Here is a 14772-nt window from a genome sequence, read left to right as displayed (position 1 = left end):
CGATTTGCACTAAACAATACTCAAACATAAATCTATTAGTGACCTTTGGTCTGTCGTCAAAAGAGAGTAATAAGTATGCAGCAAGATACGATTAATAATGTGCACATTAGTTCAGAACAAGTGCTAGTGACTCCAGCAGAATTAAAGCAAGAATTGCCGTTATCGACTCATGCTTATCAATATATTCTTAATGCCCGTAAACAAGTTGCTGATATCGTCCACAAGCGTGACAATCGAGTGCTAGTTGTCACTGGCCCGTGCTCTATTCATGATATCGATGCTGCCAAGGAATACGCATTAAAGCTGAAAAAACTCCATGATGAGTTAAGCGATGAATTTTATATTCTTATGCGTGTTTACTTTGAAAAACCACGAACAACTGTTGGTTGGAAAGGGCTTATTAATGATCCTGATATGGATGAGTCGTTTGATGTTGAAAAAGGCTTAAGAATGGCGCGTGAGCTAATGATTTGGTTAGCTGAACTCGAGTTACCTATTGCGACTGAGGCATTAGACCCAATTAGCCCACAGTATTTATCTGAGCTGGTGACTTGGTCTGCCATTGGAGCAAGAACCACAGAATCACAAACTCATCGTGAAATGGCATCAGGCCTATCGATGCCTGTGGGTTTTAAAAATGGTACCGACGGTAAACTAGACGTAGCTATTAATGCATTAAAATCAGCGGCAAGCAGCCACCGCTTTATGGGGATTAATCAAGAAGGCCAGGTGGCATTATTACAAACTGCTGGCAATCCTGACGGACATATCATTCTACGTGGCGGTTCAACACCAAATTATGATGCGGTAAGTGTTGCACAAAGCGAAGCGCAAATTCACACAGCAAAACTGAGCGCTCGTTTGGTCGTTGATTGCAGTCATGGAAACTCTTCAAAAGATCATTTTCGTCAGAAAAACGTTTGCGAAGATGTATTTAACCAAATTGAGACAGGTAATAAATCGATTATCGGTGTTATGCTTGAAAGTAACCTCAATGAAGGAAATCAGAGTTCAGATAAGCCATTGGCAGAGTTAAAATATGGTGTTTCTGTAACTGATGCATGCATTGATTGGGAAACCACTGAAACTATTTTAAGACAAGGCGCTAACCAGTTGTCTGCAGTATTACCGACTCGATTCGATATGCTACAGGTTGCCAACGGTTAATGGATAATAATATGAACGAAAAGACTACTGCTGATCTTGAGAATTTACGCGACCTTATTGATGGTGTCGATCAGCAACTGTTGCATTTACTACGTAAACGTCTTGATTTAGTTGCTCAAGTTGGTGCTGTTAAACATTCTGCTGGCGTACCCATTTATGCGCCTCAGCGGGAAGCATCAATGCTGGCTAAACGCCGTGCAGAAGCACAAAGCATGAATGTGTCGCCACAGCTTATCGAAGATATCTTACGCCGATTAATGCGCGAGTCTTATCTGAATGAAAAAGATGTTGGTTTTAAACAAGTTAAACAAGATTTAGGGCGTGTGGTAGTGGTTGGTGGCCAAGGAAAGCTAGGTCAGTTGTTTACCCAAATGCTTACCCTGTCGGGTTATAAAGTCAAAAGTATTGATAAACATGATTGGCAGGATGCGAATGCTATTTTTGACGGGGCTGGTTTAGTTATTGTCACTGTACCTATTAATGTTACTTGTGATGTGATCCGCGATAAATTAACCCAGCTACCACCAAATTGTATTTTAGCGGACTTAACATCTATTAAGGAAAAGCCTCTTGCTGCGATGCTAGCCGCTCATAAAGGCCCTGTAGTTGGTTTACACCCTATGTTCGGGCCAGATGTGGGCAGCTTAGCAAAGCAAGTCGTGGTGGTCTGTCATGGTCGTCAACCGGAGGCTTATCAATGGTTATTGCAACAAATTGAGATTTGGGGCGCACGAATTGTTGAAGCTGAAGCTGAACGTCATGATAATGCAATGCAACTTGTGCAGGCTATGCGCCACTTTTCGACTTTTGTTTATGGGTTAAATCTGTGTAAAGAAGAAGCCGATATTGATAATCTATTACAGTTTAGTTCGCCGATTTATCGTTTAGAATTAGCTATGGTCGGTAGATTGTTCGCTCAAGATCCTGAACTTTATGCCGATATAATCTTTGCCCAGCAAGGCAGCCAGCATGCGATTAGTGATTATTTAGATAATTATCGTGATGCGCTTACTATGCTAAAATCAGGTAATCGCCAAGAGTTTGTCACTCAATTTCAACGTGTCGCAAAATGGTTTGGAGACTTTGCTCCTCAGTTCCAACATGAAAGCCGTGCAATGTTGCAATCGGTAAATGATATGAAGACAGGTTAATCATTTTTAATTGATCAAATTATTGCCAAACAGTAACACAAGGCTTATGTTTAGCTAATGAGATGAACAGATTTTCCTAGTTTATTCAATGTTAGCTAACATCTAAAAACTTGCCTTTGGAGGAAACCCATGTCGATGACACCATCGCATATGCTCCCTGTACAACAGGTTGAAGATAATTCCCTTGGGCATTTTCTTTACGGTTTAATGAGTGCTTTCCCACTTTTTTTTGTTCCTGTTCTATTAAGCTTATGGCTTAACTTAATTCAGAAAAATGTTAGTCCTGACTCAGTGCTTGGCAGCCATTTACGTTGGCAACGCATGAGTATTATCGGTTTATGTCCATTTTTTATAGCAGGTTATTGGATTAGTCCATTATGGTTAAGTTTGCCGATGTATCTTGTCGGTGTCAGTTGGTTTAGTTACCGGATTTTTAAAGGCTGGATAAGCCTTAATGATGGGCTAGCTGTGTAGCTGTCAGTTAAAACATATCGTTGAAATGAAAATGCCGAGAATTATCTCGGCATTTTTATGGCTGGTTTACTTGGACCAGATTTTGGTTCTGTAGGCATTTATTATTGATACAAACTATGAATAATATCGGCCTGAGAAATACCCTCTTGTTGCAATAATACAATACCATCAGCCTTAAGCCGTTTTACTGCATTGGCATGAGTGCTTAACAATGCTGAATTGATACAGAAGCTGGTATTAACAATAACAGGTAGATGGCTGCGCGATTTGACTTCCACTACGCCCGCTAAATCGAGACTAAGCTGCTCTGGGTGAGTAAAGCTTCTTACTCCTGACTCACATAGCACAAGTTGCTGATTGCCATGGCTGAGTACAGTATCAGCAGCTTGCAGCCAATCGTCAATACTTGCCATCGTGTTACGTTCTAACATAACAGGTAAATTAACCGAGCCGATCAACGCTAACATGTCTGGGTTGTACATTTGTTTACCAGACAAAATAAGCATATCGGCTAGCTGACTTGCTAAAGTAAATTCCTGCTCTTGATCAATTTGCATTATGCAAAGTAATCCTGCTTGCTCAATAACTTGTGCGTGTTGCTTAAGTTGTTGTTCACTCATTTGATTTTTTAAATCATTAAGCAGTATCGCTTGAAAGCCCGCTTCTTTAATCAACTTGGCTTGCGTTGCTAGTACTGTGTTGTCTATTGGCAAGTTAATTTGTTGTAGTGTGCTAAATTGACCTGCGCCTAACTGCATATGTTGACATACAAGTTGGGTATCCTCTGCTTTATAAGCGCGAGAATGTTTTGCTTGGCTACTCGGTTGCACTTTAACGGGGGCTTGCTTAGAGCTGTCAGGCTCTATTAGCAGTTGAGCTTGAGATAGCTGAGTGGGCTTAACAGTTTCACATGGATAACAACCTAGCACTTTAATAAAGCGTGTTAACCGCTCTAGCTCTTTAATCGCTTGTTGTACTTCAGTTGTGGCTAAGTTGCCATCTATGTCTAAATAGAACATTTCTTCCCATGGTGTGCCGGGAATAGGGCGAGACTCAAGCTTACTCATGTTCAGATTATGGGCTTTCAATACTAATAGCGCTTCAACTAGAGCGCCTGGTTTTTGGCCTGTAGCCATAATCAATGTTGTTTTTGCCGGTAATTGCGATGGCACAGCAGAGGCCTTTCTGGCGACAACAATAAAACGGCTTTGATTTATTTTTTGATTAGCTAAACCGTTTTCAAGTGCCACTAATTGATACAAAGCACCGCCTTCAGCACTGCCAATAGCGGCGACGGAGTTATTGTCAGCATCAATGACTTTTGTCATAGCCTCAGCACTGCTTGAACAATATTCTAGTTTAATGTGCGGATACTGGCTTAAATAGCGACTGCATTGGCTGATAGGTTGTGGATGGGCATAAATCGTTTTGATATCAGCGAGTTTACTGTCTGGTTTTGTCAGCAAGCAGTGGCCAACTTCGATTGTTGTTTCACCTACAATGGATAAGGTTGTATGTTGTAATACATCATACACTTCGTTGATTGAACCTGATGAAGTGTTCTCTATCGGCAAAAAACCATAATCGGCATGTCCTGACTCAACAGCATTAACTATGTCATCAAAGCTTTGACAGCCAAAATCAATCATTTCAACTTGGCGACGTGAACAATATCTCGTTGCTGCTAAATACGAATATGAACCTCTAGCACCTAAGTATGCCACAGTATATTGCTGCTTTTGAGTGTCAGGGTTTGCTCGGCCGTGCAAGTAGGTTTGTTGAAAGAGTACTGAATCTTCAATGATGCTTTGGTAAAGTGATATTACAAAGTGTGCATCAAGACCTTGATCGCGTCCTTGTTGCACTAAACGTTCAAGTAGTTCTTTTTCTCTTTGTGTATCTCGAATTGGTCTGACATCTATCTCTTTACTGCGCGCGACATTTAAGCTCAATTGACGGCGTTTAGATAACAGTTCTAACAATGATTTATCTAACGCTGTAATCTGCTCTCGAGTTTGACTTAACTCTGGTGGTTTTTGCATATTGACCTCAATGTAACGCGATTTACTGATGTATCAAATAATACCGCAGTATATAAGACAAAAAAGCCTCCCAGTGGGAGGCTTTAGAATTTTCATTTTCGTTTTTACACAGAAAATCCGCCTCCGAAGGTGGGCTGAATAAAAAAGAAAATAAAAAAGCTGAATAATTTTGTGTTCATAGAGTAAAACTAAAGCCACCGCGTTAACCTGTCAATGTAATTTTATTCAACAAGATGCAATTACAGGCAAAAGAAAGCGCACCCGAAGGTGCGCTGGTGAAAGATAATTAACATCAAGCTGCGTTTTCCTCCTTATAGACATACTCAAATTCGCTTTCTGTGTCATTGGGTAATGATACATGGCGTTGAGCCTGGGGTTTGTGAGTCAGGCGATTTAGCTGTTTTTCCAGCTTTTGTCCCATTGCAGTAATCGCTGCGTATAGGTTTTCACTTTTAGCCTGGGCAAATAAATCTCCACTAGGTAATCCAACCGAAGCCTCAATTTTAAACAACTGCTTTTCTTGTGTGATAATAACGTGCGGGTTAATTAATTGAATATCGTGTCGAGATAGTTTTTCTAATCTTCCTTCAATACGTTCGCGGATGAGGGCAGTGACTTCAAGTTGTTTGCTAGTGATTTTCAGCATATTTAGAACCTTCTTGTTGTTTGCTTGAGTTCAGATTACCAAGGTTAGCCATAAAAATCGTGATCTAAATCACACTTTGGTGTGCTGTTAATGTCGAGTGCTGCATATTTGATCGCTTAGACATTTTTGACTATTAATCGTTAAAATGTACTTGTATTACGTTGACGATAGGCCCATATTTGAATGGATAAGTAGTTCCTCAATTACCTTTATTGCCAATTAAATGTTAAAAAAACTTCCTCAGTGCAGCATGCTTTCAGTGTAATTATGCTTTAGTTTTTAGTTTCCTTATTTCTTTGCCAAGAATTCTCTATTTAGCCACGATACCTCCACCTAAATGATTTAAATCATTTTTGATTCGCTTATAATCAACTTATAAGCAAAATGACAAGAGTGATTATTAATGAGTATAGAACAACGTAAAATTAAGGTATGGGATTTTCCTACACGCTTATTCCACTGGGCTATGGTGTCTTTATTAGGTGGATTATGGTGGACTGCAGACATTGGTGAGATGCAGTGGCATCAGGTACTGGCTTATGTATTAATGACGCTTATTGCTTTTAGATTAGTGTGGGGATTTGTAGGCAGCGATACCGCAAAGTTTAGTCATTTTTTTGTATCCCCTAAAAAAGTTATTCAGTATGCGACCAGTCAACCTAAACCATCAACAATTGGCCATAATCCTCTAGGGGGTTACATGGTGTTTGCGTTATTAGGGTTATTGGCATTGCAATTGACTACTGGACTGTTTGCTACGGATGATATTTTTACTGAGGGTCCGCTAATTCACCTTGTGTCGTCCGATACCGCCTCTTGGTTAACCTGGTTGCATAAAACAAATTTCAATATCATTTTGGCCTTGGCAGCGATTCATGTTTTAGCTGTAATAATACATGTTGTTAAAGGCGATAATATTCTAAAAGCCATGTTCAGTGGTTATAAGCAAGTTGAGGAACATACTGCAAAGCCGGTTTTACGCTCGCCTTGGTTGGCTTTAGTTATTGTTGCTGTCATTTTTGGTTTTATTTGGTGGCTACTACTAGAACCTGTGGTGAGTTTTTTATAAATAAGATAGGGTGCAACCGGTTGTGAACATTGACAGTGAGCAAAATGCTGGTTAATACAGCTAATAAATTAACTTAAAAAATGTTCAACTTTGTTTTACACAATTCATTAGTAATGAAAAAACCTAGCAAAAAGCCCATAAAATATGGGCTTTTTGAAACGTCTATCTCGATTTAGAATGTGATAAACACAGTTTTAATCTTTTTTGTACACGTCATGACAACCTTTACAGCTTTTACCTGTGTTAGCAAAAGCTTGTTTAATAAGGTTTTGGTCAGTAGATTTTGCTGCAACAGCTAATGCCGCGGCGTTATCTTGAAATGCTGTCATTTTGCTGTCGAAATCAGCTTTGTCATGCCACACTTTTGCAAGCGCTTCAGTATCTCCTTTATCTGATCCTGCGATAAAACCCTCGTGAGGTAATTTCGAAAGTGCTGCAACATTGTCTGCACGGCTGCTAAATACAGCAGCATCAAATGGTTTTTTACCTTTAAGCATTGCACCCATGTCGCCAAAGTTGTATGCGATTAAGCTAAATGCAGATTGACGATATTTAATAGCGTCAGCGGGTTCTTCGAAGTTATTAGCTATTGCAGCAGGAATTATTATTGCTGTAGCTACAATTGCAAGTAATGTCTTTTTCATCGTGATCCTTCTCTTCTTTCTAGTAATAGCAAGGGTTCCATAAGCACTTATTTAAGCCTGTCACACATATTGCTTAGTGAGTAAACGTGCGATCAGTCACAATTTTATTCTACACAATTTTAATGTATGTATGCGATATGTTTTTCAAAGATTATTAACTGGGCATTTTTGCAAAGTAGTGAGTTTAATTGATACACTTGTACTGTTACGGCATTATAACAATCCAATTAAATATGTAGTCTTTCAAGGGAGTCCAAAGTGCTGTAGGCAAGGCTGATACTTTCAGCGCATAGTTTTCTTGGTAACTTGCTACTGCATTATTCGATCTCCGGCATCCACGTCGCTGTATTTGAGAGGGATATAACAAAGTATAAAATACTTTGAAACTTGCCATAATGGAGCTTCTTAAATATTCCATTGATGTTGTATCGATTTAAAAGTGAACAGCCATTTTAATATCAACGCAACTAGAATGAAAAAAACTAAGTGGTTGTAAATTGACCAAGTATTTCGTGAGATTGGTATAAATACAAAGAGAATAAAAATTATGCGTGCCAACTGGAATTTAGTTGTAGATAAAATATTAACTCATGCAAATGATGAAGACCTGTCAGTTTTGTTTCAATTATTACTTACAGAGGAAGAGCGAAGTGCTGTATCTGGTCGTTTGCAAGTGTTCCAAACACTACTTGCTGGAGAAATGAGCCAACGACAAATTGCTACTGAACATCAAGTGAGTATAGCGACCATCACACGTTGCTCAAATTATTTAAAGAATATGCCACCAAGCCAGCGGGCCAAAGTTAGAAAGTTAATTCTGGATTAAAAAATTGGCTCCCTGGCATTTTAGGCTCTTACTGACGTATGCCTTTGGGGTACTTATGGTGACGGTAGCTTGAACGCCTCATTATTAAATAAACGCCGTAGGTGACTAAGCATAAAGCAAATAATGTGCTTGAGTCCCTTGGATAGAAACGGTAAAGGCTGAGCGCCGAAAACACGTAAATAAAGGGCATCAAGCCATATAAAGTCTCAGGTATAGCACCTGGTTTACGTTTTCTCTTGGGGTCTGTACGACGATTTTTTGAACGTAAGTTATAGACGTGGGCACCATATAAATACACGACTATGGAAGCGACTAAAGCGTAGCTTGGTTCGAGTAAAAATAGGCTCACCGTGCCAACCACCATGTAACTGTAAGGTAGTAATTCGTATACGGGTTTAATTAACATAAGCACTCCGTCGCTATGTATTAATTCTTATATGGATAGACAATTAGCAAGGATCTTTACTACGACGTTGTCCATTACAGCAGTAAAGATAAGTCTGACTAATTGTTGTTATTTACAATTTTAGTATAACGTAAATAAAAAGGCACTGCCTAGAGCTTAGACAATGCCTTGATGTTTTTTCAAACTTTCTAATGACGCTGAGGGGATATCTCTCAGTATTATTAGTGACAGCCGCAGCCGCCATTACCATCACAACCTGGTTTTTCTGAACCACAAGAACCGTGTTCATGGTCGTGATCATGTCCGTGGCTGCCACAACCGCCTTCGGCATGAATATGCCCATGAGCGAGCTCTTCTTCAGTCGCTTCACGTACAGCAATCACTTCTACGCTAAAATGTAATTGTTGCCCTGCTAGAGGGTGATTACCATCAACAACAATGACTTCGTCTTTGACTTCAGTAACTTGTACTGGGCGTTGGCCTAATTCGGTTTCTGCAATAAAACGCATACCAGGGATAATGTCTTCAACGTCACCAAATGCACTAATAGGTACTTCTTGCTTTAACCCAGGGTGATATTCACCGTAACCTTGTGCAGCAGGAATATCCGCTTCTACTTTTTCGCCTGCAGTTTTACCTTCTAATACAGATTCGAGTCCAGGGATTAAATTTTCTGTCCCGTGAAGGTAAACCATCGGCTCACCTTCAAAAGAACTTTCGATTAATTCACCTTGCTCATCAGATAAGCGGTAATGAATCGTGACCGCTGCATGTTTTGTAATTTTCATATCGCCTCCAATTCTTGATGTGCGCATCATACCGTACTTTATAAGCCTACTGCGATGACAAACATCAGTTTTTGCTTATCCAATCACAGCTTTTTGTATTTTGTAAGCGACTTGTTAAAATTAACTCCTTTAAGATGAAAATAAATCAGCTTGTTCAACTCAAGGTCCAACGCTCGGGTTCATTAAGTTGTTATTGGTGAAGTCAGGTTTTTTGTTCGTTATCAACCTCTCAAGGTATTGCGCTATGCTTATGAAAAATAATAGATTATTTATCTAAATGCATCAGTTGACGTGAACGTAAACAAAGTTTTAATGAACCTTTAACTATTGAAATCCCTCTAGTTTGAAATTGTGAAAATCGAAAATAATTTAAATCAACTCATTTTCTAAAATAACTTAGAAATAAACTGTAAGCAGGGGTTGACAAGATAGGGCAAAAAAAGCAATTCTGTAACCCAATGTGTATCAGCTAATTCGGCAGCTTGCTATTGTGCGTTGCTAAATGAAACAAGAGATTATCAGATGTATACCCTTATGCTCGTTGTAATTACTACCATTACAACCACCACTATTACCATAGTGGGGGCGGGCTGATTACACCCTAAAAGATTTGTACAACAAGCCCGCTTCCCACAATAGAAGCGGGCTTTTTTGTTTTTAATTCAGTATATTAAATTAATGTCATCATTGTTTGGTGACAGGGAGAAGTAAATGAAAGTAATGAAATTTGGCGGAACGTCGCTGGCGAATTGGTCACGTTTTTCAATGGCAGCAGACATTATTGCAGATTCTTCATCTGTTGAGTCTGTCGCTACGGTACTTTCAGCTCCTGCCACTGTGACAAATGCTTTACTCGAAATGGTTGATCTTGCTGTGAGCCAACAAGATTACCAACCTGTTTTAGATCATATTAATCAGGTTTTTAACAGTTTATTTAGCGAAGCATCAGTGTCATTACTGAATAAGCAGCAATATGAGTTGTTAGTTGCTAAGTTAGCGGCGCAAATGCTCGTTTGGCAAGACAAATTGCATGGGGTTAAGTTACTTGCTGAATGCCCTGACAGTGTTCGAGCTCAAATTGTTGTAACCGGTGAACGCTTGTCTGCAGCGTTAATGGAACAAGTCATGTTAGCGAAGGGACTGACTTCAGCGCAATTAGATCCGGTAGCTTTATTTTTGGGACAAGGTCAACCACTGGAATCGGTTGTTGATATTGGCGTGAGTAAGCCCCGTTTCGCTGTCCTCCCATTAGATCAATATCGTGTATGGGTTATGCCTGGGTTTACTGCTGCTGATGCGCACGGCAATGTTGTGACGTTAGGACGTAATGGTTCAGACTATTCTGCCGCAGTTCTAGCTGCTTGTTTAGATGCGTCAAGCTGTGAAATTTGGACTGACGTTGATGGTGTGTATAACACCGACCCTCGGGTTGTCGCAGATGCAAAGCTGCTGTCGCAGTTAAGTTATCAAGAGGCGATGGAGTTATCTTATTTTGGCGCTAAAGTATTACACCCAAAAACGATTGCACCGATTGCTCAGTATCACATTCCTTGTTACATCAAAAATAGCTTTAATCCTTCAGCTCCGGGAACTTTAGTGTCAAACGAGGCTGATCAAACCGGTTTACAAGTTAAAGCGATTTCAAATCTAGACAATCAAACCATGTTTAACGTATCAGGCCCCGGTATGAAAGGCATGGTAGGTATGGCGAGCCGTACATTAGCTGCTATCTCTCGAAGTGGTATTTCAGTGTCATTGATTACCCAAAGCTCGTCGGAATATAGTATCAGCTTTTGTGTGGCGACTCATGATGCAAACAAAGCTAAATGGGCTTTAGAGCAAGAGTTCGAGCTGGAAATTAAAAATGAGTTGCTCGAACCTATTGAGCAACGTCAAGACTTGTCGATAGTGTCACTTATCGGTGATGGTATGAAGACGCATAAAGGTGTCGCGGCAAAATTTTTCAGCGCTTTAGCTAAAGCTAGCGTTAATATTGTTGCAATTGCCCAAGGGTCATCTGAGCGTTCTATCTCAACTGTTATTCAGCAAAAAAAGACCAAGCATGCTATCGGTGCGTGTCATCAAGCCTTTTTTGATGTTCAACAATATGTAGATGTGTTTTTAGTTGGGAGTGGCAATGTTGGCGCTGGATTATTAGATCAAATAAAACAGCAAGCGGCCATGTTGAAAGAGCAACATATCAGTATTCGAGTGTGTGGCATTGCCAACTCGCGCCAAATGTTACTCAATAGTGAAGGTATCGAGCTTAACGATTGGCAATCTTTGCTTACTGAAAAAGGCCAAGACTATGATTTAGTCAAATTACTGGAGTGGGGCCAAGAACAGCAGCTATTAAACCCAGTACTTGTTGATTGTACATCAAGTGAATTGGTATCAGACCGTTACATTGAAGTGATGAATGCCGGTTTTCATGTGGTAACACCTAACAAAAAATCTAATACTCGCGATTATGCTTATTATCAAGCACTGCGCCAAACTGCGTTAACCCAACGCCGTCAATTTTTATACGAAACGACTGTAGGTGCAGGCTTGCCAGTGATTGATAATTTGAAAAAGTTACTATACGCAGGTGATAAGTTGCATAAGTTTAACGGCATTCTTTCGGGGTCGTTATCGTATATTTTTGGAATGCTCGATGAAGGTATGAGCTTATCTGAAGCGACAACTATTGCGCGTGAGAAGTGCTTTACTGAGCCCGATCCTCGTGATGATTTAAGTGGTATGGATGTAGCGCGTAAAGTGCTGATCCTTGCTCGTGAGGTCGGTTTACCACTTGAGTTAAGTGATATTACTATCGAATCTGTTTTACCTGCATCATTTGACGATTCAGGTGATGTAAACCAATTTATGGCTAAATTACCTTCACTAGATGCTGAAATATCTGCACGCGTGAATGCGGCTAAAGCACAGGGTAAAGTATTGCGTTACGTTGGCCAAATTGATGAAGGACAATGCTATGTGAGAATTGTTGAGGTCGATGCAACAGATCCTTTATACAGTGTCAAAGGTGGCGAAAATGCGCTGGCATTCTATAGCCGTTATTATCAACCTATCCCGTTTGTTCTCAGAGGTTATGGTGCAGGCACTGCTGTCACTGCCGCAGGTGCATTTGCTGATGTGTTAAGAACCTTAAATTGGACTCGTGAGGTTGGGCTATGAATCAAGCGGTAAATGTAAGCCAAGAAACCCTTACTGTGTATGCTCCAGCATCAATGGGTAATGTGGGCGTCGGATTTGATTTATTAGGTGCAGCACTAGCCCCTATAGATGGCTCACTACTAGGTGATAGAGTGATTATAAGTGCCGCTGACGCAGGTGTTAACTTTAGCCAAACTGGTGAATGGGCACATAAATTACCGCCAGAAGGTAAAGATAATATTGTATATCAGTGTGCAGCATTCTTCTTAAATAAACTGCAGCGCCAAGATGGTGTGGCAATTTGTTTAGAAAAAAATCTTCCCGTTGGTAGTGGCTTGGGTTCTAGTGCCAGCTCGGTTGTGGCCGCACTCTATGCGTTAAACGAACATTTTGGTAACCCATTTGATGAGCAGGCATTACTAGGCTTAATGGGGGAGTTTGAAGGTAAAATTTCTGGCAGTGTTCACTACGATAACGTTGCACCCTGTTATTTGGGCGGCATGCAATTAATGCTCAACTCAAGTACTAAAGCATGTGCAGCTATACCTAGCTTTGATAATTGGTATTGGGTGATTGCATATCCTGGTATTTCTTTATCTACTGCAAAAATGCGTGAATTACTGCCAGCACAATATGATAAATCAGTAGCCATTGATTTTGGCCGCTACTTGAGTGCTTTTGTACACGCGAGTTACCAACAAGATGCGCCACTGGCAATTGAGATGCTCAAAGATGTTTTAGCTGAACCTTATCGTGCAGCGGCCATACCGGGCTATACCGATGCACGAGATGCATTGGCAAACTTAGGTATGTTAACGACAGGTATTTCCGGAAGCGGCCCAACATTGTTTAGTGTTACTGACGATTTAGCTACCGCAGAAAAAGCGAAAGACTGGCTGATGCAGCACTATATTTCTCAGTCTGGCGGATTTGCCCATGTGTGTAAATTAGATCAGTTAGGTACCCGCTGCGTGTAACAGCATCTAGACATTATTTATTTGAAATTGAAAAGGCAGTCGTAATGGAATTATATAATTTAAAACACCCATCACAGGTAGTAAATTTCAGTCAAGCAGTACAGCTGGGATTAGGCAAAGACAGAGGGTTGTTTTTTCCAAAATCGATCCCTGTTTTAGCTGATATTGACGCATTGTTGGCTTTGCCTTTTGCGCAAAGAAGCAAAAAAGTATTGGGCGCTTGGTTGGCAGACGAGTTGGGTCAGAGTAGTGTTGATAAACTGGTTGATAATGCGTTTACTTTTGAAGTGCCGCTTGCCAAAGTTGACGAGAAACGTGCTTGTTTAGAGTTATTTCATGGTCCAACATTAGCGTTTAAAGATTTTGGCGCCCGATTTATGGCCCAGTGTGTCAATTTACTTGCTGGTAATAAAAAGCTGACCATTCTCACCGCGACGTCTGGTGACACTGGAGCCGCCGTTGCTGACGCATTTTATGGTTTAGATAACGTCAATGTGATGGTGCTTTACCCAAAAGGCAAGATCAGTGAACTTCAAGAGAAAATGTTTACTACGTTAGGTCAAAACATTCATACGGTCGCTGTAACATCAGATTTTGATGCTTGTCAGCACTTAGTTAAGCAAGCATTTGACGACAGTGATGTACGTGATGGTTTGGCATTAAATTCAGCTAATTCAATTAATATTAGCCGTTTATTAGCCCAGATTTGTTATTACTTTGAAGCTGTCGCACAAGCGAAAAATGCAGGTAATGATGAGATTGTTATGTCTGTACCCAGCGGTAATTTTGGTAATTTAACTGCGGGCTTATTTGCTAAAGCTATGGGATTACCAATCAAACGCTTTATTGCTGCGACAAACAGTAATGATACAGTGCCTCGATATTTACAAGAAGGAACATGGCAGCCTTATAAAACGGTAGCAACCATGTCAAATGCTATGGATGTGTCAGAACCAAGCAATTGGCCGCGTGTCGAAGCGATATGTGAGCAAATGGGGTGGCCGCTATCGTTAGTAACAGGTATTGCATTATCTGAATCTGATACCGCGGCAGCGTTAGCACAACTCTACCAAGTGGGTTATTTATCTGAACCGCATGCGGCTATTGCAGCACATGCACTAACTTTGGGCTTAACAGGTAACGAAAGTGGAATATTTCTTGGTACAGCTCATCCCGCTAAGTTTAAAGATGTAGTTGATAAACAGTTGTCTATTAATCTACCTTTACCACCTGAGTTAGCTGCCGTTGCACAAAAACCTATTCTATCAGCTGAGTTTGCAGCAGATTTTGATGTACTAAAAGCACACATGTTTAATGTGTTAACTTAATCTTCTAATACTAACTTAATTGATCGAGAGTCAATAGTTTTCAGTACCATTCATACAGAAAAACACCTAACCACCTGCATAACAGGTATTAGGTG

The 14772-nt window shown here is 40.3% G+C and carries 13 protein-coding genes and 1 other annotated feature; of the genes, 8 read left to right on the top strand and 5 right to left on the bottom strand.

Going from position 1 to position 14772, the window contains the following annotated elements:
* Positions 1-75: 75 nt before the first annotated feature.
* The 3 genes from IEY40_RS09475 (at position 76) to IEY40_RS09465 (ending at position 2792) form a co-directional block, all read left to right on the top strand.
* Positions 76-1167 (top strand): 3-deoxy-7-phosphoheptulonate synthase, encoded by a 1092-nt coding sequence (locus tag IEY40_RS09475; protein WP_188955525.1) that lies wholly within the window; start codon positions 76-78, stop codon positions 1165-1167.
* A gap of 11 nt (positions 1168-1178) precedes the next feature.
* A complete protein-coding gene (tyrA, locus tag IEY40_RS09470) occupies positions 1179-2318 on the top strand; it encodes a bifunctional chorismate mutase/prephenate dehydrogenase (RefSeq protein ID WP_188955523.1) in 1140 nt (379 codons plus the stop codon).
* 129 nt (positions 2319-2447) lie between these two features.
* A complete protein-coding gene (locus IEY40_RS09465) occupies positions 2448-2792 on the top strand; it encodes a hypothetical protein (protein WP_188955522.1) in 345 nt (114 codons plus the stop codon).
* Between the two features lie 101 nt (positions 2793-2893).
* On the opposite strand, the gene IEY40_RS09460 is transcribed toward IEY40_RS09465, so the two are convergent.
* Together IEY40_RS09460 and hpf are read right to left on the bottom strand one after the other, a co-directional pair.
* Positions 2894-4834 carry a chorismate mutase gene (locus tag IEY40_RS09460; protein ID WP_188955520.1) on the bottom strand — a complete coding sequence of 647 codons (1941 nt, stop codon included), beginning with the start codon at positions 4832-4834 and terminating at the stop codon, positions 2894-2896.
* Between the two features lie 56 nt (positions 4835-4890).
* Positions 4891-5011, bottom strand: a sequence feature (Phe leader region).
* 115 nt (positions 5012-5126) lie between these two features.
* Entirely contained in the window at positions 5127-5480 is a 354-nt protein-coding gene (gene hpf / locus IEY40_RS09455; protein ID WP_101086362.1) for a ribosome hibernation-promoting factor, HPF/YfiA family, read from the bottom strand.
* A 403-nt stretch (positions 5481-5883) separates the two neighbouring features.
* Here hpf and IEY40_RS09450 point away from each other — a divergent pair, with 403 nt between their 5' ends.
* Complete coding sequence (locus tag IEY40_RS09450) at positions 5884-6549, top strand: cytochrome b/b6 domain-containing protein (RefSeq protein WP_188955518.1); 666 nt, start codon at positions 5884-5886, stop codon at positions 6547-6549.
* Between the two features lie 194 nt (positions 6550-6743).
* Here the strand turns inward: IEY40_RS09450 and IEY40_RS09445 are convergent, their stop codons facing one another.
* A complete protein-coding gene (locus IEY40_RS09445) occupies positions 6744-7193 on the bottom strand; it encodes a c-type cytochrome (protein WP_188955516.1) in 450 nt (149 codons plus the stop codon).
* A gap of 547 nt (positions 7194-7740) precedes the next feature.
* Here IEY40_RS09445 and trpR point away from each other — a divergent pair.
* Positions 7741-8019, top strand: coding sequence for a trp operon repressor (gene trpR, locus IEY40_RS09440; RefSeq protein WP_188955514.1), 279 nt, complete (start codon positions 7741-7743; stop codon positions 8017-8019).
* Between the two features lie 28 nt (positions 8020-8047).
* Here the strand turns inward: trpR and IEY40_RS09435 are convergent, their stop codons facing one another.
* Together IEY40_RS09435 and slyD are read right to left on the bottom strand one after the other, a co-directional pair.
* Positions 8048-8425: a hypothetical protein gene (locus IEY40_RS09435; protein WP_188955512.1), complete on the bottom strand. Its 378-nt coding sequence runs from the start codon at positions 8423-8425 to the stop codon at positions 8048-8050.
* A 221-nt stretch (positions 8426-8646) separates the two neighbouring features.
* Positions 8647-9213 (bottom strand): peptidylprolyl isomerase, encoded by a 567-nt coding sequence (slyD, locus tag IEY40_RS09430; RefSeq protein WP_188955510.1) that lies wholly within the window; start codon positions 9211-9213, stop codon positions 8647-8649.
* Between the two features lie 711 nt (positions 9214-9924).
* Between slyD and thrA the strand changes: the two genes are divergently transcribed.
* From thrA to thrC, 3 genes are read left to right on the top strand one after another with little or no spacing between them, the layout of a single operon-like run.
* The gene (thrA, locus tag IEY40_RS09425; protein WP_188955508.1) at positions 9925-12393 is read left to right on the top strand and encodes a bifunctional aspartate kinase/homoserine dehydrogenase I; all 2469 of its coding nucleotides are present in this window, start codon (positions 9925-9927) and stop codon (positions 12391-12393) included.
* On the top strand, positions 12390-13349 hold the full coding sequence (gene thrB, locus IEY40_RS09420) for a homoserine kinase (protein WP_188955506.1): 960 nt from the start codon (positions 12390-12392) through the stop codon (positions 13347-13349). The genes thrA and thrB overlap by 4 nt, the downstream gene beginning before the upstream one ends.
* 44 nt (positions 13350-13393) lie before the next feature.
* Positions 13394-14677, top strand: a complete 1284-nt coding sequence (gene thrC, locus IEY40_RS09415; protein ID WP_188955503.1) for a threonine synthase — start codon at positions 13394-13396, stop codon at positions 14675-14677.
* Positions 14678-14772 lie beyond the last annotated feature (95 nt).

Source organism: Shewanella ulleungensis (genome assembly GCF_014648315.1).
Lineage (GTDB): Bacteria > Pseudomonadota > Gammaproteobacteria > Enterobacterales > Shewanellaceae > Shewanella > Shewanella ulleungensis.
Note: the sequence above shows the minus strand (reverse complement) of the source record. Positions and strands in the feature narration are given on the sequence as shown.

Excerpts from the sequence above, each read along its gene's own strand:
- IEY40_RS09435 (WP_188955512.1), bottom strand. The coding sequence starts at position 8,425 with ATGTTAATTAAACCCGTATACGAATTACTACCTTACAGTTACATGGTG.
- IEY40_RS09465 (WP_188955522.1), top strand. The coding sequence starts at position 2,448 with ATGTCGATGACACCATCGCATATGCTCCCTGTACAACAGGTTGAAGAT.
- IEY40_RS09460 (WP_188955520.1), bottom strand. The coding sequence starts at position 4,834 with ATGCAAAAACCACCAGAGTTAAGTCAAACTCGAGAGCAGATTACAGCG.
- IEY40_RS09450 (WP_188955518.1), top strand. The coding sequence starts at position 5,884 with ATGAGTATAGAACAACGTAAAATTAAGGTATGGGATTTTCCTACACGC.
- IEY40_RS09475 (WP_188955525.1), top strand. The coding sequence starts at position 76 with ATGCAGCAAGATACGATTAATAATGTGCACATTAGTTCAGAACAAGTG.
- slyD (WP_188955510.1), bottom strand. The coding sequence starts at position 9,213 with ATGAAAATTACAAAACATGCAGCGGTCACGATTCATTACCGCTTATCT.
- IEY40_RS09445 (WP_188955516.1), bottom strand. The coding sequence starts at position 7,193 with ATGAAAAAGACATTACTTGCAATTGTAGCTACAGCAATAATAATTCCT.
- thrB (WP_188955506.1), top strand. The coding sequence starts at position 12,390 with ATGAATCAAGCGGTAAATGTAAGCCAAGAAACCCTTACTGTGTATGCT.
- hpf (WP_101086362.1), bottom strand. The coding sequence starts at position 5,480 with ATGCTGAAAATCACTAGCAAACAACTTGAAGTCACTGCCCTCATCCGC.
- trpR (WP_188955514.1), top strand. The coding sequence starts at position 7,741 with ATGCGTGCCAACTGGAATTTAGTTGTAGATAAAATATTAACTCATGCA.
- thrC (WP_188955503.1), top strand. The coding sequence starts at position 13,394 with ATGGAATTATATAATTTAAAACACCCATCACAGGTAGTAAATTTCAGT.
- thrA (WP_188955508.1), top strand. The coding sequence starts at position 9,925 with ATGAAAGTAATGAAATTTGGCGGAACGTCGCTGGCGAATTGGTCACGT.
- tyrA (WP_188955523.1), top strand. The coding sequence starts at position 1,179 with ATGAACGAAAAGACTACTGCTGATCTTGAGAATTTACGCGACCTTATT.